We start from the raw sequence: 20137 nt of genomic DNA, 5'->3' as shown, positions 1-20137 counted from the left end.
CTAATAACTGCTCACGATTAGCGCTTGGGATTATTTTTGTTTATCCGTAATGAAGATAATTCCGCGAAAATTCAGCTCGCTTTTGTCCCGAAACGTGCTGAGTATTTATTTAAAACTTACAGGCTACGCCGATGCTAAACAGGTGAGCCAGGGTGATTAGCGAGACGACCGTCCGCCCCATGGCCGCTTTTTGGCATCCATGCCATCGCGGCATTTGTGGATCTTTTCGCATCAGATGGGGCGGCCCTGCATCCAGACGGACTTGAACAACATCCTTGTTTAACTGCCAGTTCACCATCTGATAGGCAGGACGTCTGAATGTCGTGCAATGCAGGGATGCATGAGAACGACCATGGCTCTCGTTTATAAACTGAGGCATTAGATTGAAGCCTATTTGCCGATTGAGTATGCCATTTTCTCTCTGTCTATTACCCGATAAAAAGGCGGTAAAAGTCGATAAAAAAGGGGCCCCGATGGGACCCCAATGAGTTGCAGAGATGAAATCTGGGTTGTGCAGGGCAACCCAAAGGTACTAGTACTAGTGTGCTACCTCTGCGTGTACCTTATCTATGCCATAGGTCTTGCCTTCAGCATGGCAGGTTGCGCATGATTCTACTGGTAGGTTAGGATCTGTCATTGCATCTTCTGCAACCACTGCACCGTTACTTCTAAAGTGAGCCACAGCCGCCGCATCAGAGTGCGCGTGACAGGTACGGCATGATTCAGCAACTGGGGTAATATAGTTGCTACCCACTTTGATTGCGCGTTTACCAGAGGTTAAACCACCGTCAGTTGCAAACAGTTTGGCATCATCTTTATGGCATGCGGAACATGCAGTTTCTGGTGATGGATAACCTTCTAACTCTCCGTCGGCATTACGGAAGATGCCTTCAATCACATCGAAGTTACCACTGTGGAAACGGTGCGCCACAGTAAATAAATCTTTGTTACTAAAGGTTACATCTGGGTTGATGACCTTGCTACCATCTTCGCCTTTGTAGGCTACTGTTGGGTGATATGTTGAACCCGTTGTATCGTTATGACAGTTCATACATTGGTCAAAGGTGTAAGTGCCGTGTCTAGAACCTTTGATGTAATCTAAGGTGCCGTGACAGGCGTTACATTTTGTTTCTTCTACCGTAATACGAGTGGGATCTGTCATCCGAGCCGTGCTGATTGCACTGCCATCTAAGCTATAAAACTTAACTGGAGAAGTGTTACCGATTGGGTTTGTTGGGCCAAATTCAAGCGCTGTTGCATTACAACTGCTGACTTTACCCTCTTTGATACAGGCATTGGCCTCTGAACTCACATAGATAGTGCCGACAGCTTGTGCGTCAGGGATCTCTTTCACGAAGGTTAATACACCGCCAGAAAGCGTACCGTTTGCGAGAGTTAGGCTAATAGCTGTAGGTTTAACGTCGCGCCACGCATACACAATACCGTCAGTTGCTACATTACCTAATAACAGGCCGTTAGCGACCAACATACCCGTTGGATTACTGGTGGCATTATAGGTAGCGAGACTTGTACCGTCAGCAATTGGTGCACCATTCATGGTCACATTGGCTTTCAAGGTTAAGGTCTTCATACCCAGAGTGGCAGATGGAGCGACTGCTGCGCTGGTAAAGTCCACTTTGAGCAGTTCAGCGTACTCGGCACGCTTACCGACACTGTGCACGGCTTCAGGTGTTAAGCTACCGCTGCCATGGCAAGACTTACATTGGGTATCATCGGCTTGAGCTAAACCAAATTCTGAATGGTTTTCACCGGTAGCGAAGTTGACATTAATATGACAACCTACACAGGCTTGGGCATAAATATTAGTGTTATAGCTTGGTGCGCCATCATGGCAAGACTTACATTCTTTCAGATCCGATGGGAAACCAATTTCACCAAAGTATTCTTTTGCTTCACCGCTTAGGCTATCACTAATGTGATGACCCGCATGGAGTCTGTGGATCATTGGCCCAAAGTCAAATACCCAACCTTCGGCCAGTTGTGCATCACTTGGAACTTGATCTGGGTTATGACAAGTTACGCAGTTTTTAACGTCCTGGTAGTTATGGTGGGCCTGAATCTTAGCGATATGACCATCTACTTCACCGTGACAGTTTTTACATGCAGCACTGGATACTGTGTCTTTACCTGACACACCTAGTTCATCTGTTGCAGGGATGAAGTCAACGGGTACAGAGAGTATTTTGTCAGATAAGGCAACGCCTGCACTGTTTACTACGTTGTACGCACGTAAAAATACCCTATGCACTGCATTAGGATTATCGTTTGGATTAATGATTGGCGCTGCGCCATCATAGGTCCAAGTGGCGGTATAAGTACCTGGGTTTTCAGTATCTTCGGTTAATGTACACGCATTCTTAGTACCGTTTAAGCCATTGAGTGTACAAGTTAATGAGGTACCTGCATTGTTTGCCATGGCATTGTTTTGCCATTCAATGGGAGCGCCCGTTCCTGAGGTATTTTCATTGGCCGTTAAGGAGTAAAGGGCAATTTTATCGAGTCCCATAAAGGGCACATCTTTGCCTGAACTCTTTCCGGTTAAACTGAACTTAACACTGAAACCTTCACTGCTGGTCACTTTAATGTCCGCAGGACTTAAAGTGAATGCCAGATCGGTAATGGATTCAGCTGTTTTAGCAAAGGATCCCGCTGGGAGTCCTGGTGTGCCTGGCGTTCCGGGAGTGCCGGGTGTACCTGGTGTGCCAGGTGCCCCATCTTGGCCGTCGCTTCCGTCCCCGCAGGCGGTTACACTTAGGGCACTGACGAGCGCCAGTGCCAGTAGAGATTTATTGTAGTTTTTCATCATCGCGTCCCTTTTCTTTCTATAAGACTGCGTACGCAGTGACTCTAATATAGAAGTATCTATCTACTTATAAAGTGGTATTTGCAAGTTTGTATCTGTTATGTGAACGATGATTTAACACCTTAAAATGGGAATTTTAAATTCTGAAATTAAGTATTTCAAAAATTGAAATTTGAGGTGATTTATTTGATGCTTATCGCAAATATTTATTATTAAATTTAGTGTGTTAGTGAAATTAATTCTCAATTAAGCTTTAGTATTGAAACTGTTCTGTACCTCTATCCGCTGAATATCTGACTCGATTATTGTCCTTTTTAGGGAAGATGTTCACTAAGATGGGACGGATTATTCTAAGGTTGGTCACCGCCATTGTTAATAAATGCAACCTGAATTTAACACCGGTGCATTTTTACCTGCTAGGGGAAGCTTAACTGTGCTCGGGAAGCAAGGCGCTAACCAGCGAACTGACCACAAGATCACATTGTGCGGGGGTGTAACGTCTATGGGTTCTGGGTTTTTCTATCAAAAAGTATTGGGGTGCAAACATACCATCGTGTAGACGGGTTAGCTCAATAGTGGGGAGCGGAACTAATTTTAGCCCTGGTAAATGTTTAATCGTTTGCATATCAATGCTAGAGCAAAAGGCGAGGCTCTGCATGGTGAGTATGTGTGCATACCATTCCTCTCTCTCGAGCACTTTCTCGATTGAAGGTAATATTATTCCCTGACGCTGGCAAAAGAGTTCAAGGGGATCGATTTTATTGTTAAAGCCTTTCATCTCAATACATAAGAACGGATAACGACAGATCAGTTCTAAACTGAGCTGGGATTCGGTTTGCCAGATAGGATGATGTTTTGAAGCGACTAAATACACACTGGATATACCCCCGAGTCTCGTTAAGGTTAACTCCTTATTTTCGATGTGTTCTAGTGAGATACCAAAGTCCAGTTCACCCGCATGGATAAGCTCGGCACTGTTTTCCTGCCATGGGTGTAAATGTATTTTGCCTAATTGTGCAATGACTTCTGGCGAACTTAATTGGGGGGCTAAAAAACTGAGTAGCCCTTTGCTGGCAGCGATATTTAAGGGTAAATCAGTATTACTGGTGACATTTTGGTTCAGCAGTGCCGATTGCTCTAAATGGTGAACAGAATCAGTAAATTGACATATGGCAACATAAAGGTTCTCGGCCAAAGGGGTCGGTTTTAATCCCTGTTGACGCCGATAGAAGAGTTCATCATTAAAGGCAAGGCGTAGTGCATTCAAACTGCGGCTAATTTTAGGCGCAGAGACTCCCAATGTCTTCGCGGTTGTGTTGGCATGCCCAGTATCAAAAATGCTCTTGAAGACGAGCAGGGTGAAGATATCTAGCTCGCAGATTTGTTTCAGTAACGGGTGGCTCATTTCAGATTACCTTATGATGAGTCTTTGAGTGCTTATCTTGACTGTTTGCTAATGGATTTCCACAGGCTATATCGGCACAATGTCCTACTAATGTGCTGTGTAAACCCTACGCCATAGGGTATTAACGTAGCATCTGTCCTGTAGACTTACTGTGATCACCCTCTGTAAATTAACAAAAACGTAACCATTGTAAATAGGAGGAAAAGGCGATAGGTAAGACAACAGCGGGTAACATCGTCTATGATTGAATCGATAGATTGACTGAGGGATCCTTAGGGGATGTCGGTGTTGAGCGGATCTGAAGTTAGCTGTAAATTGTTAGATTCTTTGGGGGCGGCTAAGCCGTGGGTTTGGATGGTGGAAATATCTTCTTTGATCCGCAAACCAATAAATTGCCCGCCTTCCATAATCTGCATCGATGTACTTGCCACATCACCGTCGACTACGCCATGGCGCTGGATCACTAAACGTTCGCAGATTAAGCGACCTTTAAAGAAACCATCAACGATAAATTCCTGACACTTTATTTCACCCTCGACTCTGCCACCTTGTTCAACCGTAATATTCGCCTGGGAAAGGATTTGGCCACTGATAGCCCCACCAATCAATACATCACCAATAAATTCAATATTTCCCGTGAGTTTAGTCCCCCTGGCGATAAAGCTAAGTGTGGTGGGCGATTTTTGTGGAAAAAAAATTTTTTTGCCAAACATGATCATGATATTGCTCAATACAATGAGGGTCAGATAGTAACGTCAATTCCAGTATAAACTAAGGCTTATCCTATGCGTATTGCCTTAGCCTTTAGCTTGTTCATCCGCTTTGATCTGTATGGCCTGACTTGGGCAAGGGGCAACACAGGCACCACAGCCAGTGCACAGATTAAGATCTATCTTGGGTATGGGGGCTTTACCAATGCTAAGGGTGAAGGTAATGGCCCTAGGTTCACAGGCATCTTTACAACTTTGACACCAAATCCCTTGATAGGTTAAGCAATTATCTTGGACATGAGCTTTGTGATGCCAAGGTGTTTGAGTTAAATCGAACAGAGCTTCTGGGCAAGCTTTAGCGCAAAGCGTGCAGAAAGTACACTCGTTATCCTGAAAGGATAATTCGGGAAATCCGCCATCACCTTTGTGAATTATGTGGGTTTCACAGACCGTAATGCAGGCAGAACAGCGGGTACAAACATCGGTAAATTCAATTTCGTCGCGGACCCAAGGCGGCCTTATCGCCGTATTTTTACGGCGGTTAAAGAGACTGCGACGGCTATGATTAATGCTCTGCGTCATGTGGCTCCTCGATCAAGATTAAGCGGTCAAACCTTAAAGAAAAATGGCTTGGGGAAATCCACAAGCCATTGAGTCGACTAGCCGTGATAACCATTAGGATTACTTGACTGCCAGTGCCAACTGCTGTTCGCCATGTCTTCTAGGGTGTGGATGTCTTGCCAGCCGAGATCTTCCCTCGCATGGGTGGGATCGGCGTAACAGGCGGCAATATCACCGGGACGGCGGGGGGCAATTTGGTAGGCAATGGCTTTGCCACAGGCTTTCTCAAAGGCCTTGACCATATCTAATACGCTATAGCCTTGACCCGTACCTAAGTTATAGGTCACAAGTCCTGGCCGAGTGGCTAGCTTTTCAAGGGCCTTTAAATGGCCATTGGCTAAATCCACCACATGGATATAGTCACGTACCCCAGTGCCATCGTGGGTGGGATAATCATTACCGAACACACTCAGGGCAGGGCGCTTACCCACGGCAACTTGTGCAATAAACGGCATTAAATTGTTAGGAATATCATTAGGATCCTCGCCAATCAAACCACTGGCGTGGGCGCCAACGGGATTAAAGTAGCGCAGACGGGCGATATTCCAACTTGGGTCACTATGGTGAAGATCGGCAAGGATATGCTCGACCATCAGTTTAGATTGACCATAGGGATTGGTGGCTCCCGTTGGAAAATCTTCGGTGATCGGCAGGCTCGCTGGATCACCATAGACGGTTGCCGATGAGCTAAAGACAAGATTTTTAACCTTAAACTCCGCCATGACTTGGCAGAGTATTAAGGTTCCAGTGACGTTATTCTCATAATATTTGAGGGGCTTAGCGACGGACTCTCCCACCGCTTTTAATCCCGCAAAATGGATAACAGAGTCGATAGCGTGATCACTAAAGACCTTCTGTAACAATGCTTTATTAAGAATATCGCCCTGGTAAAATGTGACCGTTTTACCTGTGATTTGCTCTACACGGTTTAAGGCTTCGATGCTCGAATTAGACAGGTTGTCTAAGACGATCACTTCGCTTCCCGCATTGAGTAGTTCCACCACGGTATGGGTGCCAATATAACCGGCGCCTCCGGTCACTAAAATCGTCATTATTTCATTCCTTTTACAACGGTTTTTAAGTATTGAGCAAAATCATTGCCAATTTCGCTATGGCGCAGGGCATATTCAACGTTTGCGCGCATATAACCTTGTTTGTTACCACAGTCGTGGCTCTTACCTTCCATGTAGTAAGCGTTTACGGTTTCTTGCTTCATTAACATGGCAATCGCATCCGTTAATTGGATTTCATCGCCCGCGCCCGCTGGGGTTTTGGCCAGTAATGGCCAAATGGTCGCAGGTAACACGTAACGGCCAACAACGGCTAGGTTGGATGGCGCTTCATCTACCGCTGGCTTTTCAACTAGCTCAACTAATGCTTCAGACTCGCCGGGTTGAAGATCATGGCCATTCACGTCGGCAATACCGTATTGGTTTACTAAGTGGTGTGGTACGCCCTCAACCATGATTTGGCCCACTTGGGTTTCGTCGAATAGGTTCACCATCGCGGCCAAGTTGTCTTTGCTCAGATCGCAACTCGCATCATCAATAATGACGTCTGGCAGTAACACTGCGAAGGGGGCGTCTCCTACCACGGATTTAGCACATAAAATGGCGTGTCCTAGGCCTTTCGCCTGGGATTGACGCACGCTGATCACAGTCACGTCTTTTGGACAAATCGACTGCACTGCTTCTAATAACTGACGTTTTACCCGACGTTCTAGCTGGGCTTCTAATTCAAAACTGGTATCGAAATGGTTTTCGATAGAGTTTTTACTGGCGTGGGTCACTAGCACAATTTCTTTAATGCCTGCGGCGATAGCTTCACTCACAACGTATTGGATCAATGGCTTATCGACAACGGGTAACATTTCCTTTGGAATGGCTTTGGTCGCTGGCAGCATACGAGTGCCTAGGCCTGCGACAGGAATAACGGCCTTACGAATTTGATGATGTTTCATTGCGAACCTTTTAGGTCAAGGAGATGCGATTATTGGCCAATATTGTAAATGACCTACACAGAAAAGCTATTTGTAAACGCTGAAATTTATCGGTATTTCTGCGTTTTATCAGTCTATCGTTTTAGTTTTTTAGCTTGGGTGTCAAGCATTGTCTCCACTGTAGACGTTATAATCGCTCTCTAAGTCACCGTTTTTAATGAGTATGTAATATTTGCTTTACGTTTACGTCACAGCATGACACCAACAATAAACTGTGAGGGAGTTAACAAAAAACGAGGCTTAGATCACTATGGTTGGTATTAGCGTCAGCCATGAAGTGAATTTTATGACTAAAGATACAACCCACATCGCTCCCTATGTTGCGAGAAGAGCCGATGACTCTGGGTATATAGATTACCCGCAAGAAGAACATGAGATATGGAGCCAGCTTTATGCCCGCCAAGCGGTCAATTTGCCCGGTCGAGCCTGTAAAGAATACCTGCAAGGGTTAGATGCCTTGGCGATGCCAAAGGATCGTATTCCACAACTTGCCGAAATTGATACAGTATTGCAGGCAACAACGGGCTGGAAAACGGCCGCTGTGCCCGCGCTGATCTCATTCGGTCGTTTTTTTGAGCTTTTAGCCAATAAAGAATTTCCAGTAGCGACCTTTATTCGCCGTAAAGAAGAATTCGATTACCTGCAAGAGCCTGATATTTTTCACGAAATATTTGGTCATTGCCCTCTACTGACCAATCCATCATTCGCCCATTTTTCCCATATGTATGGCCAATTGGGCTTAAATGCCAGTAAGGAAGAAAGGGTGTTTTTAGCCCGTTTATACTGGTTTACCGTCGAATTTGGTCTGCTCAAGCCAAAGGATGGGCAACTGTGTATCTACGGTGGGGGGATCCTAAGTTCGCCCGGCGAGACCTTGTATGCGATGGAGAGCGAAGTGCCGGAGCGTAAACCCTTCGACCTATTGGATGTGCTGCGTACGCCCTACCGTATTGATATCATGCAACCTGTTTATTATGTGATTGAACACATTGATATGTTGGATGAAATCGCCAAAATGGACATTATGGCTTATGTCACTAAGGCCCGTCAGTTAGGCTTGTTTGCCCCTAAATATCCACCTAAGGCAAAGGCAAGTTAAGCCGGCATTATCAGAATGTCCCTCTGATAATGTCCCTCTGATTTAGTTAAGTAAAAAAGGCAACGATAGGCACATTATGTGTTGCGAAAAGATGCGTTGCGAAAAGGAGTATGTATGACTGCGTTATCGAATATGAAATGTGAAGCTTGTCAAGCCGATGCACCGAAGGTGACCGATGAAGAACTCGCTGAACTGGTGAGAATGATCCCCGATTGGAGCGTGCAAGTGCGCGATGGCATTATGCAGCTTGAGCGCGTGTACAAGTTTAAAAATTTTAAATTGGCGATGGCCTTTACCAATAAACTTGCCGAGCTTGCCGAAGAAGAATTTCACCATCCCGGCATTTTAACTGAGTGGGGTAAAGTGACAGTCACTTGGTGGTCGCATTCGATTAAGGGATTGCATAAGAACGACTTTATCATGGCTGCCAAGACAGACCAGTTATTAGATTAAAAAATTAAACTATTAAATCAGCGTCTTATTGCTAATTTGGCGCTGATTTTTGTTTCCTGTTACAAATGTGCTGTAAACTTGACTTGCCACTTTCGCATTTACCTTCTAACGTATATACGCCCAGCTACCAATCCTACCGCTTACGTCTGCGTAAAGGTGAGCGCTCTCATCCAGCAAAGAGCACTTTAAGCAAAGTGGATGGACATTAGCTCTGCACGGTTTATCCCAAAATTTAAATCAAAAAGGGAATATCAGTCATTATGCGCTTGGAAGTTAGCTGTCAAGATCGCGTGGGTTTAGCGAAAGATATCTTAGTCGTGTTAGAACGTTATGGCATTAATTTAATTGCCATCGATGCCAGTAACCAAGGCTTCTTGTACCTACAGTTTGCCGAAATCAGTTTTGAAACCTTAAGTGCGCTGATGCCACAGATCCGCAAAGTGGAAAGTGTCCACGATGTGCGTACTGTCTCTTTTATGCCATCGGAGCAGGAACACTACGCCCTCAAAACCTTACTTAAGACCTTACCCGATTCAGTGTTTTCCATTGATGCCAAAGCCCGTATTCGCATTATTAACGAATCGGCACTGTTGAACATTGGTATGTCAGAGCATGAAGTACTCGATGAATCATTAAATCATTGGGTACAAGGCTTTAACTTCAGCCGTTGGCTGAGCGAAAGCCAAGTACTCCCCCAGGCGGCCAGAGTGCAAATTGGTCCGAATGAATACCTCGCCGAGATGCTGCCTATCTACCTGCCCGATGAGGATGATAAAAGCATTCTAGTGGGGGCCGTAGTGTCGTTAAAATCCCCTGCGCGGGTAGGGAAACAGTTTAACGCGCTGCAAAATCAGACCACGGGCTTTGAAAATGTGCTCGCCAGCAGTGACAAGATGAAGGAAGTCCTCAAGCAGGCACAGCGTATGGCCCAGCTCGACGCGCCTCTATTAATCACAGGTGAAACCGGCACGGGCAAAGAACTGATGGCCAGAGCCAGCCATGATGCCAGTATGCGCCGTGAAAAACCCTTTATTGCGATTAACTGCGCCGCTCTGCCCGACAGCGCCGCCGAAGAAGAATTATTTGGTTACGTCAGCCAAGGTAAAGTGGTTAAACGCGGCTTTTTTGAAGAAGCCAAGGGTGGCACTGTGTTTCTTGACGAAGTGGCGGAAATGTCGAAGGCAGCGCAGGTCAAGCTGCTGCGTCTACTGCAGGATGGTACTTTCAGGCGCATCGGCGGCGATGAAGAAGTGCGTGCCGATGTGCGGATTATTTGCTCAACCCAGAAGAATCTCGCCGAACTTTGCCAAACGGGCGAGTTTAGGGAGGATTTATACTATCGCATTCATGTGCTTAGTTATCATATTCCCTCATTACGTGAGCGCAAGGTCGATATAATTCCGCTGACCGAAATGTTCCTCGAGCATTACAGTCAACAGCTATCGAGTCCGGTGCGGCGGATTTCGGCCCAGTGCCGGGATCATTTATTGACCTATGCCTGGCCTGGTAATGTACGGCAATTGAAAAATGCAGTCTTTAGAGCCGTGTCTATGTGGGATGGCTCTGCCGAGCTGACGGTCGAGCAGCTTAAATTACCGTCCTACGCCGAAGGGTTTGGCTATTTCGATAATGCTTTTGAGGGGAACCTTGACGATGCAATGAAGCAGTTTGAGGCGAGTCTGCTGCGGCGTTTATATCCGGCCTATCCGAGTACGCGGCAGTTAGCGAAAAAGCTGGGGGTGTCCCACACCGCTATCGCCAATAAGCTGCGTGAGTACAAGATAGCCAAGCGTCGCTAGGCCGAGTGCCTAGCTTGACGCGATAGATGTAACAGTATCGTTCCACTTAATTGCCGACTTTTTAGCCATATTGTTCACCTAGACATTGAAGTGTGTCAATTCGATCCTGGGTGTAATGGTTAGTTTACAAAATGTGAAATAATAGCGCTAAATGTGATTTTGCTCACGCTATAGGAATCTGGCCTTGCATCGGGTATTTCTACGCGCAGTAAATCCCTTTGGGCCGAATAATAGGGGCTTTCATTAGCGTAAACCCCGTGCAATTAACCGAATTTCAGTTGGCAAATCCTATAGTCCAACATAAAAAGACAGTACGCAGAGCCGTAGAAGCACAGGAGCAGATATGAAACTTGCAAGTTATAACAATGGACGCCGCGATGGTCAGTTGATGTTAGTCAGCCGGGATCTCACTCAAGCGGTTGCCGTTCCCGCGATTGCCCACACTATGCAGCAACTGCTCGACGGTTGGGATCTGTTAAAGCCCCAATTGCAGGAATTGTATGATGCGCTTAACGAGGGCAAATTAGATAACGCTCAAGCCTTTGATGAGGCTAAATGTTTATCGCCATTACCCCGCGCCTACCAATGGGCCGATGGTAGTGCCTATGTGAACCATGTTGAGTTAGTCCGTAAGGCTCGCGGCGCTGAAATGCCAGAAACCTTCTGGACAGATCCACTCTTTTACCAGGGCGGATCCGATAGCTTTATCGCACCTAAGGCCGATATCCCGCTAGCGAGTGAAGACTGGGGTATCGACTTTGAATCCGAAATCGCGGTCATTACCGACGATGTACCTATGGGCGTGAGCAGCGGTAATGCGGCTAAGCATATTAAGTTGTTGATGTTAGTGAATGATGTGTCACTACGTAACTTAATTCCTGGTGAGCTGGCTAAAGGATTTGGTTTCTTCCAATCTAAACCATCGAGCAGTTTTTCGCCTGTGGCGGTAACGCCAGATGAATTGGGCTCCCGTTGGGAAGATTCAAAGGTGCATTTACCGCTGATCACCCATTTAAACGGCGAATTATTTGGCCGCCCGAATGCAGGCGTTGATATGACCTTTAATTTCAGCCAGCTAGTTTCACATGTGGCGAAAACCCGCCCATTAGGCGCTGGGGCGATTATCGGTTCAGGTACTATTTCTAACTATGACCGCAGCGCTGGTTCAAGCTGCCTAGCGGAAAAACGTATGTTAGAAGTGATTGCCGGCGGCAAAGCCACTACGCCCTTTATGCGTTTTGGTGACACAGTGCGCATCGAGATGCTCGATGATAATGGCGCCTCCATTTTTGGTTCAATCGATCAAAAAGTGGTTGAATACAAAGCTTGATATTGCCCCTTCACGGAAGGTATCGATAATATCAACGGGGCTAATGGCCCCGTTTTTATAAGCTCTTTTATTTTATAAGGAAATGGTGGTCAGATGAAACTCTACGGTTATTGGCGCTCCAGCGCCGCCTATCGTGTTCGTATCGCCCTTAATCTTAAGGGAATTAGCGCAGAGCAACTGTCGGTGCATTTAGTGCGTGATGGTGGTGAGCAGCATAAAGCGGCCTATAGCGCCCTAAATCCTCTGGAATTGGTGCCCACCTTAGTCGTGGGTGATGAAGAAGATAGTGATGTGTTGTCTCAATCCTTAGCGATTGTTGAATACCTCGACGAGCTATATCCCCAAACCCCATTATTGCCGGCCTCGGCACTCGAGCGTGCCCATGTGCGTGCGATGGCACTGACCATTGCCTGTGAAATTCACCCGCTAAATAACCTGCGTGTGCTGCAGTATTTAACCCAAACCTTAGGGGTTGATGAGACGGCAAAAAATAGCTGGTATCACCACTGGGTTGCGAGTGGCTTTGCGGCCTTAGAAACTCTGCTTGTACGTCATAGTGGCCGTTATTGTTTCGGGGATGCGATAACCATCGCCGATATCTGTCTGGTGCCGCAGGTGTATAACGCCCAGCGTTTTAATGTGGATTTAACCCCATACCCTAATATTATGCGCGTGTGGGCCGAGTGTCATCAGCTTGCCGCCTTTGCCGAAGCTGCGCCAGAACGTCAGGCGGATGCGGTATAGCGTCCCCGGTGAAACAAGGCGATAACAGCGCGCCCCATGAACTTGAATTACAGGCTCGTTTACTCGAATGGGTAACCCAAGACAGTGAGCGGGTTAGGGCGCTTCAGCTTGCCGAGCAGTGCGCGGCAGTATATGCCATTTCGCAGTGGTGCCTTGCTGCGGGGTTTGTTCGTAACTTGGTGTGGGATCGTTTGCATGGCTTTGAGTCGAGCCCGCTAAACGATATTGACCTGATTTATTATTGCCCGCTAGACACTCGCCCTGAGCGGGATAGGGCAATTGAAGCCTATCTACGCCGTTTAGCGCCTGAGTTGCCTTGGTCGGTGAAAAATCAGGCTCGCATGCATCTTAAAAATCGAGACGCACCCTATATTTCTTGCCTCGATGCTATGGCCCATTGGCCCGAATTAGAAACTGCAGTGGGTATTTGTGCCTCATCCAATGGGCTGGCGTGCGCTGGCAGCATCCAATCTCCCTATCGACTTATCACTCCCTTCGGCTTGCAATCACTCTTTGCACTGAAATTAAGCCCTAATCCCCGCAGGGCATTAGCAATATGCCAGCAAAGGATCGCCGCTAAAGGCTGGCTTAGTCGATATCCTCTCCTCTGTCTCGAATAACGATTTTCTGTTGGTCATATTTTTATGGGCAATGGCTTCTTTGTGGCTAAAACGCTCCGCGATTTAGGGCATTGCTCTAGCCCTAGCTATGTAGCTTAAATGTTAAATCGTTTTTTGGGCGCTACCCATATCGAGGGGGTTTAGTGATGCCTAATAAATGGTACGGCTCACAAAAAATGAACCTGTATTATCAATAAATGTTCATATTGCGTGATCAAGATCCCATGTGTCATACCTAAAAATAAGTACAACGGCATGGCTTTGATTTGGATCAATAAAGTGGTCGTGTTTCTCTGGCAGTGTAGGCCTCAATTGTTAAGGATGTAATACAAAACAAAAACCTATGTTGTACATATGGAGTATGATGATGAATAGAACGACTGTTTCAACACTGATCGCTGCCACCCTTCTAGCCGCTGGTTTTACGGCTTCTGTTTCTGCACACCAAGCGGGCGATATTATCGTTCGTGCCGGTGTGGTCGTTGTTGCGCCAAATGAATCAAGCCAAGATGTCGCGGGTAACGGTGAATTTATTGTGAGCAGCGATACCCAGTTAGGTCTGAACTTCGGTTATATGTTGACCGATAACTTTGGGGTTGAATTATTAGCCGCCACACCCTTTAGCCACGATGTCTCTTTAGATGGCGTGGGTAAGATTGCCGAAACCAAACAGTTACCACCTACCTTAGTGGCTCAATATTATTTTGGTGATGCTCAATCTAAATTACGCCCCTATATTGGCGTAGGTGTGAACTACACCAATTTCTATGATAATGAGTTCACCAATGACTTAGGCGGTGCATTAACTGACTTAAGCATGAGCACCTCTTGGGGCTTAGCGGCTCAAGTCGGCTTAGATTTTCAAATGAACAAAAACTGGTTAATTAACGCATCTGTGTGGTACGCCAAAATTGACAGTGACGTGAAATTTAAACTGGCCGATGCACCCGTTACCATAGAAACTGATATAGACCCATGGGTCTATATGGTGAGTGTGGGTTACACTTTCTAATTATCTGATTGTAAAATAAAAAAGGAGCCGCAAGGCTCCTTTTTTATTTACTGATAAGACGCTAAGCTAACTTTTCGGTTTTTTAGCTTTCCAGTGGCGAGTGTTATAGATAAATTCCGGTAATAGCTTAGTGAGCCAAGCGACTAGGCGCCAACGTTTAGTCACATAAACGCGGCGTTTTCCCTGTTGCATGGCTTTTATGATCTGCGCCGCGACTTTGGGGAGAGGCGCAAGCCAAAGTGCGCTTTGCTGCATGGCGGCCTTATCAAGCAAACCTAATTGGATATCGGTAATGGTAATAGGCAATTTGAGGCGCTGGGCATGCATACTTAAGCCTTCAAGGTAATTTTGCCCAAAGGCCTTTGAGGCATGATAGGCCACACTCGGTCCTCCGCGCAGTCCCGCAATCGAATTGATTGCCGCCAGTTGTCCGTAACCTTGCTCGCGAAATAGTCTAAAAGCGGTATTGCAGATAGCGGCAAAACCTCGCACATTAACGTCGATAATGTCCTGCTCTGGCAGCCAAGGCAGATCGGGATCGTAGCTATTGAGGCCAGTATTGACTAGGACTAAGTGTGCACCATCTAGGCTATGCCAGACGGTTTCAAGTTGCTTGATAATGGTTTGAGGCTGGTCTATCTGCAGTGCAAATACTTGTACTTTTGTCGGTAATCTTGAGGCAAACTCCCGTAGCGATTCTGGATCTTGAGCAAATAGGGCTAATTCAACCTGTTGATCTGCCAGTTGCTTTGCAAGTTCGCGGCTTAAATGTGAGCTAGCACCCACAATTATCGCAGTTGCTTGGGTCATAAATTTTTCGGCAACGAAATGGTGGCTTATGATAGGAAGATATGTTCAGCAAGACAAGATTTATAGCACGGACATGTGGACATCTAGAAGTCTTTATGTATGATTAGGAGAAACAAAATGAGTCAATGGATAAACTTGAGTGTGCTGAGTTTTGTGGTGCAAAAATTCACCGCAATCGCATTAATCGCCGTGACGGGGCTATTGGCAGGTTGTGCAACCCCCAATGCGGTAGTCGAGATCAAAGGTGAGGCTATGTACCGCGAGCGAATCGCGTTGCCCAGCGAAGCCAAACTCATCGTTCAGTTGCTCGATGTATCTAAAATGGATGTGCCTGCCATAGTGATGGCCGAACGTGTGAGCCAAGGGGCACAAACCCCAACACAGTTTAGTTTTACTATGGGGCGAGATCAGTTTGAAGCTGGGCATACCTATGCCATAGGTGCAAGGATAATGCACGGTGATAAGTTATTGTTTATTAATACTCAAGCCTATCATGTCGATCTCAATTCGACAGCTGCTATGACCATAATGCTTGAGAAAGTCGGTGGCTAGTTAGCCCGCTCAGATGTGAGCTGACATACGCGCCGGATCCGTTGGTATTTACGAACAGAAGAGGCGCGGTATGCCGGTTAAAATTCCAGATCATCTGCCCGCGGCAGGGGTTTTAGAGTCAGAAAATATTTTCGTGATGTCCGAAACGCGGGCGGCGAATCAGGATATCAGGCCGATGAAGGTGCTGATCCTGAATCTTATGCCCAATAAAATCGAGACAGAAACCCAGCTTTTACGTTTACTCGGTAACACGCCGCTGCAGGTGGATGTGGATTTATTGCGCATTCACGATAAAGAATCCAAGCATACCTCCATAGATCATATGAATACCTTCTACCGTGACTTTGAGGATGTGCGCCACAAAAACTACGATGGACTGATCATTACTGGGGCGCCTCTGGGGCAAATCGATTTTGAAGATGTAGTCTATTGGGACCATATTCGTGAAATTATCGATTGGTCCCAAAAGCATGTCACCTCAGTGTTGTTTTTATGTTGGGCGGCCCATGCGGGTTTGTATCATCTCTATGGCTTACATCGAAAAATACTGCAAAAAAAGCGCTCCGGTGTATTTGTGCACCGCCGCACTTGCCAGCATTTTCCGCTGCTGCGTGGTTTTGACGATGAATTTTTTGCGCCCCATTCCCGTTTTGCCGAAATGGACCTAGAAGAAATTAGGCAACATCCACAGTTGCAAGTGCTCGCCGAATCCACTGAGGCGGGGGCCTATCTGGTCCTTAGCCGCAATAATCGTAACTTGTTTGTGATGGGCCATCCTGAATATCAAAAATCGACCCTAAACGATGAATATCGCAGGGATTTGGCCCAGGGCTTAAATCCGCATGTGCCACAAAATTACTATCGCAATAATGACCCCGAAGCCGAAGCGATTGCCCGCTGGCACAGCCACGGTAGCCTGCTGGTCAGTAATTGGCTCAATTATTACGTTTACCAGTTAACGCCCTACGATTTAAGCGATATGACGGCCATGACGCCGTGGGAGTCGCGCTAGCTTATTGTTTAGCATTTATTCTGATGTAGTCACATGGATGTGACTTAAGGTCACACTCATAGGTGCGCGCATGCGCTGCATTAACTTCTATATCCTCCGATAATCCTCTGAATTCAACTGACTCCGGTTAACACCTCCCAATCCCCGCTTGGCTGTAAATCCTTGCTGACATTTCCACCCGAGAAAATCTGCACATTAGACCAAGGAATACTTGCTTTACGTTCGCGTAAACGTCAGAGTGGTTTTATTGTCGATTTTATTAAACGTCCCGAGCCTAGCACTAGGCTGAGTGGTCAATTTAGGTTGGAGTCTCCATGAGTACTGAACAGTTAAATCAAGATATCGTTATCGTTGCCGCTAAACGTACCCCTATGGGCGGATTTCAAGGTTGTTTGTCATCCGTTGCATCACCGACCTTAGCCGCGACGGCGATTAAGGGCTTGTTAGCCGATACCCAATTGGCGGGTGAACATGTCGATGAAGTCTTGATGGGCTGTGTATTGCCTGCAGGTTTAGGCCAAGCGCCTGCACGTCAGGCGACTCTAGGTGCCGGATTACCGCTTTCTGTCGGTGCGACCACAGTCAACAAGGTCTGTGGCTCAGGTATGAAGACGGTAATGTTAGCCCACGATTTGATTAAAGCGGGCAGTGCAAAAGTCGTGATTGCAGGCGGCATGGAAAGCATGAGTCAAGCGCCGTATTTACTCGATAAAGCGCGTAGCGGTATGCGTATGGGCCATGGCAAAGTGCTCGACCATATGTTTTTAGACGGTCTTGAGGATGCCTACACAGGCGGTGCCATGGGGACATTCGCCCAGAAAACCGCCGATGAGTACGGCATTACCCGTGAGCAGATGGACGCCTTTGCCCTAAGCTCGCTCGAAAAAGCCAATGCCGCGATTAACTCGGGTGCCTTTAAAGCCGAAATTACCCCAGTCACCGTCAGTGATCGCCGTGGTGATGTGACTATCGATACCGATGAGCAGCCCGGTAATGCTCGTCCTGAAAAAATTCCTACGCTGCGCCCAGCCTTTAGCAAAGACGGCACTATCACGGCGGCCAACTCTAGCTCGATTTCCGATGGCGCTGCGGCCTTAATGTTGACCTCGCGTGGCGAAGCTGAGCGTTTAGGCTTAACTGTATTAGCGACGATTAAAGGCCACACCACCCACGCCCAAGAGCCTTCACTCTTTACCACTGCACCAGTTGGCGCTATGGCGAAATTGCTGGCGAATGTGGGTTGGTCAACGGATGAAGTCGATTTATTCGAAATCAACGAAGCCTTCGCCATGGTGACTATGCTGGCCGTGTCTGAACTCGGTTTAGATATCGCTAAGGTTAACGTTAATGGCGGCGCCTGCGCCTTAGGTCATCCTATTGGCTGCTCGGGTTCACGTCTGCTGGTGACCTTAATCCACGCATTAAAAGCCCGCGGTCTTAAGCGCGGTGTCGCCTCGCTGTGTATCGGCGGCGGCGAAGCGACGGCGATGGCGATTGAGGTTTAATCGCTAAGATTTTAGTTAAATCAACAAGGCTTAAATTAACAAGACGGGCTGGCAAGGGCAATCACATCCCTTGAGGATAATCATAATATCGCACCGCTAGCCTATCACTCTACAAGGAAAAGGATTGCAACATGACCACACAAGTAAAGCATTACATTGACGGCGAGTTTATCCAAGGTACTGGCACATCACAGATTATTGTCACCAATCCCGCGAATAACTCGCCGATTGCCGTGATTAATGCTGCCACTAGCGATGAGGTTCACGCCGCGATTGCCAGCGCCAAAGCGGCCTTTAAAACCTGGAAAGAAGTGCCTGTGTCAGAGCGCGCACGGGTCATGTTGCGTTATCAGCATCTGTTAAAAGAGCACCACGATGAACTGGCGACCATTCTTGCCAAGGAAACCGGTAAAACCTTCGAAGATGCCAAGGGCGATGTATGGCGCGGTATCGAAGTCGCCGAGCACGCCTGTAACGTAGCGTCATTATTGATGGGCGAAACCGTTGAGAACGTCGCGCGTTCAATTGATACTTATAGCTACACCCAGCCGCTCGGTGTGTGCGCGGGTATTACGCCATTTAACTTCCCGGCGATGATCCCGTTATGGATGTTCCCACTGGCGATTGCCTGCGGTAACACCTTCATTTTAAAACCTTCAGAACAAGATCCTATGACGCCGCAGCGCCTTGTTGAGCTGTTTGTTGAGGCGGGCGCACCAAAGGGCGTATTGCAACTAGTGCATGGCGATAAAACCGCCGTAGATATTCTGCTGGCAGACCCTGCGATTAAAGCGATTTCCTTCGTTGGCTCAGTGGCCGTGGGCCAATATATCTATAAAACCGGTACCGATAACTTAAAACGCGTACAAGCCTTTGCGGGCGCGAAAAACCACTGCGTGATTATGCCAGATGCGAATAAACAACAAGTGATCAACAACTTAGTTGGCGCTTCTGTGGGCGCGGCGGGTCAGCGCTGTATGGCGATTTCGGTGGCCGTGTTTGTTGGCGCCGCCAAAGAGTGGATCCCAGAATTAAAAGAAGCCCTAGCCAAAGTTCGCCCAGGTTTATGGGACGATAAAGCCGCGGGTTATGGCCCGGTTATCAGTCCTGCGGCCAAGGCACGGGTGCTGAAACTCATCGCCCAAGGCAAGGCCGAAGGCGCCGAGTGTTTGCTCGATGGCAGCGATTTTACCGTGGAAGGTTATGAGTCCGGCAATTGGATTGGCCCAACCATGTTCGATAAAGTCACTACCGACATGAGCATCTACAAGGAAGAAATCTTTGGCCCAGTACTGTGCTGCATGGAATCTGACTCCTTAGATGCGGCCATCGAACTCGTCAACGCTAGTCCTTATGGCAACGGCACTTCTATCTTTACCGCTAGCGGCGCGGCGGCCCGTAAATATCAACACGAAATTGAAGTCGGCCAAGTGGGGATTAACGTGCCTATTCCCGTGCCATTGCCATTCTTCTCATTTACCGGTTGGAAGGGCAGTTTCTACGGCGATCAACATGCCTACGGTAAGCAAGCGGTACGTTTCTATACCGAGACTAAGACCATCACTTCCCGCTGGTTCGAGTCCGATATCGCCGTGGCTTCTACGCCAAATATGAGCATTAACTTACGCTAAGCTCTGTTAAA

General features: G+C 47.2%; 18 protein-coding genes. 11 read left to right on the top strand and 7 right to left on the bottom strand.

Annotation, left to right across the window (positions count from 1 at the left end):
• Positions 1-538: 538 nt before the first annotated feature.
• The 6 genes from COW15_RS03920 to galU all read right to left on the bottom strand — a co-directional run bounded on the left by COW15_RS03920 (position 539) and on the right by galU (position 7520).
• On the bottom strand, positions 539-2827 hold the full coding sequence (locus tag COW15_RS03920) for an OmcA/MtrC family decaheme c-type cytochrome (RefSeq protein ID WP_293630201.1): 2289 nt from the start codon (positions 2825-2827) through the stop codon (positions 539-541).
• A gap of 424 nt (positions 2828-3251) precedes the next feature.
• On the bottom strand, positions 3252-4229 hold the full coding sequence (locus COW15_RS03915; protein ID WP_293630200.1) for a LysR family transcriptional regulator: 978 nt from the start codon (positions 4227-4229) through the stop codon (positions 3252-3254).
• Positions 4230-4501: 272 nt separating this feature from the next.
• Positions 4502-4942 carry a polymer-forming cytoskeletal protein gene (locus COW15_RS03910; RefSeq protein ID WP_293630202.1) on the bottom strand — a complete coding sequence of 147 codons (441 nt, stop codon included), beginning with the start codon at positions 4940-4942 and terminating at the stop codon, positions 4502-4504.
• An 84-nt stretch (positions 4943-5026) separates the two neighbouring features.
• The gene (napF, locus tag COW15_RS03905; protein WP_293630199.1) at positions 5027-5521 is read right to left on the bottom strand and encodes a ferredoxin-type protein NapF; all 495 of its coding nucleotides are present in this window, start codon (positions 5519-5521) and stop codon (positions 5027-5029) included.
• 77 nt (positions 5522-5598) lie between these two features.
• Positions 5599-6612 carry a UDP-glucose 4-epimerase GalE gene (gene galE / locus COW15_RS03900; RefSeq protein ID WP_293630198.1) on the bottom strand — a complete coding sequence of 338 codons (1014 nt, stop codon included), beginning with the start codon at positions 6610-6612 and terminating at the stop codon, positions 5599-5601.
• Positions 6612-7520: a UTP--glucose-1-phosphate uridylyltransferase GalU gene (galU, locus tag COW15_RS03895; RefSeq protein WP_293630197.1), complete on the bottom strand. Its 909-nt coding sequence runs from the start codon at positions 7518-7520 to the stop codon at positions 6612-6614. Before galU ends, galE begins: the two co-directional genes overlap by 1 nt.
• A gap of 325 nt (positions 7521-7845) precedes the next feature.
• Between galU and phhA the strand changes: the two genes are divergently transcribed.
• From phhA to ompW, 7 genes are all read left to right on the top strand, one after another.
• Positions 7846-8658, top strand: coding sequence for a phenylalanine 4-monooxygenase (phhA, locus tag COW15_RS03890; protein WP_293630195.1), 813 nt, complete (start codon positions 7846-7848; stop codon positions 8656-8658).
• A 114-nt stretch (positions 8659-8772) separates the two neighbouring features.
• Positions 8773-9111: a 4a-hydroxytetrahydrobiopterin dehydratase gene (locus tag COW15_RS03885; protein WP_293630193.1), complete on the top strand. Its 339-nt coding sequence runs from the start codon at positions 8773-8775 to the stop codon at positions 9109-9111.
• Between the two features lie 260 nt (positions 9112-9371).
• Entirely contained in the window at positions 9372-10910 is a 1539-nt protein-coding gene (gene tyrR / locus COW15_RS03880) for a transcriptional regulator TyrR (protein ID WP_293630191.1), read from the top strand.
• 343 nt (positions 10911-11253) lie between these two features.
• Positions 11254-12240 (top strand): fumarylacetoacetate hydrolase family protein, encoded by a 987-nt coding sequence (locus COW15_RS03875; protein ID WP_293630189.1) that lies wholly within the window; start codon positions 11254-11256, stop codon positions 12238-12240.
• Positions 12241-12333: 93 nt separating this feature from the next.
• Positions 12334-12984, top strand: a complete 651-nt coding sequence (gene maiA / locus COW15_RS03870) for a maleylacetoacetate isomerase (RefSeq protein WP_293630187.1) — start codon at positions 12334-12336, stop codon at positions 12982-12984.
• Between the two features lie 8 nt (positions 12985-12992).
• Positions 12993-13604: a nucleotidyltransferase family protein gene (locus COW15_RS03865; RefSeq protein ID WP_293630185.1), complete on the top strand. Its 612-nt coding sequence runs from the start codon at positions 12993-12995 to the stop codon at positions 13602-13604.
• A 364-nt stretch (positions 13605-13968) separates the two neighbouring features.
• Positions 13969-14616, top strand: a complete 648-nt coding sequence (gene ompW, locus COW15_RS03860; RefSeq protein ID WP_293630183.1) for an outer membrane protein OmpW — start codon at positions 13969-13971, stop codon at positions 14614-14616.
• Between the two features lie 66 nt (positions 14617-14682).
• Here ompW and COW15_RS03855 read toward each other — a convergent pair whose 3' ends face one another.
• Entirely contained in the window at positions 14683-15426 is a 744-nt protein-coding gene (locus tag COW15_RS03855; RefSeq protein WP_293630181.1) for an SDR family NAD(P)-dependent oxidoreductase, read from the bottom strand.
• Between the two features lie 117 nt (positions 15427-15543).
• Here COW15_RS03855 and COW15_RS03850 point away from each other — a divergent pair, with 117 nt between their 5' ends.
• From COW15_RS03850 to COW15_RS03835, 4 genes are all read left to right on the top strand, one after another.
• Positions 15544-15978, top strand: a complete 435-nt coding sequence (locus COW15_RS03850; RefSeq protein ID WP_293630179.1) for a YbaY family lipoprotein — start codon at positions 15544-15546, stop codon at positions 15976-15978.
• A gap of 70 nt (positions 15979-16048) precedes the next feature.
• The gene (gene metA, locus COW15_RS03845) at positions 16049-16990 is read left to right on the top strand and encodes a homoserine O-succinyltransferase (protein WP_293630177.1); all 942 of its coding nucleotides are present in this window, start codon (positions 16049-16051) and stop codon (positions 16988-16990) included.
• A gap of 314 nt (positions 16991-17304) precedes the next feature.
• Entirely contained in the window at positions 17305-18495 is a 1191-nt protein-coding gene (locus COW15_RS03840) for an acetyl-CoA C-acyltransferase (protein WP_293630175.1), read from the top strand.
• Between the two features lie 131 nt (positions 18496-18626).
• A complete protein-coding gene (locus COW15_RS03835) occupies positions 18627-20126 on the top strand; it encodes a CoA-acylating methylmalonate-semialdehyde dehydrogenase (protein WP_293630173.1) in 1500 nt (499 codons plus the stop codon).
• Positions 20127-20137: the final 11 nt, after the last annotated feature.

The organism is Shewanella sp. CG12_big_fil_rev_8_21_14_0_65_47_15, assembly GCF_002783505.1.
GTDB lineage: Bacteria > Pseudomonadota > Gammaproteobacteria > Enterobacterales > Shewanellaceae > Shewanella.
This window is presented reverse-complemented; position numbering and strand designations above follow the sequence as displayed.

Bases quoted from the DNA above. Each gene is read 5' to 3' on its own strand.
- COW15_RS03835 (WP_293630173.1), top strand. From the start codon at position 18,627: ATGACCACACAAGTAAAGCATTACATTGACGGCGAGTTTATCCAAGGT.
- COW15_RS03850 (WP_293630179.1), top strand. From the start codon at position 15,544: ATGAGTCAATGGATAAACTTGAGTGTGCTGAGTTTTGTGGTGCAAAAA.
- phhA (WP_293630195.1), top strand. From the start codon at position 7,846: ATGACTAAAGATACAACCCACATCGCTCCCTATGTTGCGAGAAGAGCC.
- galU (WP_293630197.1), bottom strand. From the start codon at position 7,520: ATGAAACATCATCAAATTCGTAAGGCCGTTATTCCTGTCGCAGGCCTA.
- tyrR (WP_293630191.1), top strand. From the start codon at position 9,372: ATGCGCTTGGAAGTTAGCTGTCAAGATCGCGTGGGTTTAGCGAAAGAT.
- COW15_RS03875 (WP_293630189.1), top strand. From the start codon at position 11,254: ATGAAACTTGCAAGTTATAACAATGGACGCCGCGATGGTCAGTTGATG.
- COW15_RS03920 (WP_293630201.1), bottom strand. From the start codon at position 2,827: ATGATGAAAAACTACAATAAATCTCTACTGGCACTGGCGCTCGTCAGT.
- COW15_RS03885 (WP_293630193.1), top strand. From the start codon at position 8,773: ATGACTGCGTTATCGAATATGAAATGTGAAGCTTGTCAAGCCGATGCA.
- ompW (WP_293630183.1), top strand. From the start codon at position 13,969: ATGATGAATAGAACGACTGTTTCAACACTGATCGCTGCCACCCTTCTA.
- COW15_RS03855 (WP_293630181.1), bottom strand. From the start codon at position 15,426: ATGACCCAAGCAACTGCGATAATTGTGGGTGCTAGCTCACATTTAAGC.
- napF (WP_293630199.1), bottom strand. From the start codon at position 5,521: ATGACGCAGAGCATTAATCATAGCCGTCGCAGTCTCTTTAACCGCCGT.
- COW15_RS03910 (WP_293630202.1), bottom strand. From the start codon at position 4,942: ATGTTTGGCAAAAAAATTTTTTTTCCACAAAAATCGCCCACCACACTT.
- COW15_RS03840 (WP_293630175.1), top strand. From the start codon at position 17,305: ATGAGTACTGAACAGTTAAATCAAGATATCGTTATCGTTGCCGCTAAA.
- COW15_RS03915 (WP_293630200.1), bottom strand. From the start codon at position 4,229: ATGAGCCACCCGTTACTGAAACAAATCTGCGAGCTAGATATCTTCACC.
- galE (WP_293630198.1), bottom strand. From the start codon at position 6,612: ATGACGATTTTAGTGACCGGAGGCGCCGGTTATATTGGCACCCATACC.
- maiA (WP_293630187.1), top strand. From the start codon at position 12,334: ATGAAACTCTACGGTTATTGGCGCTCCAGCGCCGCCTATCGTGTTCGT.
- metA (WP_293630177.1), top strand. From the start codon at position 16,049: ATGCCGGTTAAAATTCCAGATCATCTGCCCGCGGCAGGGGTTTTAGAG.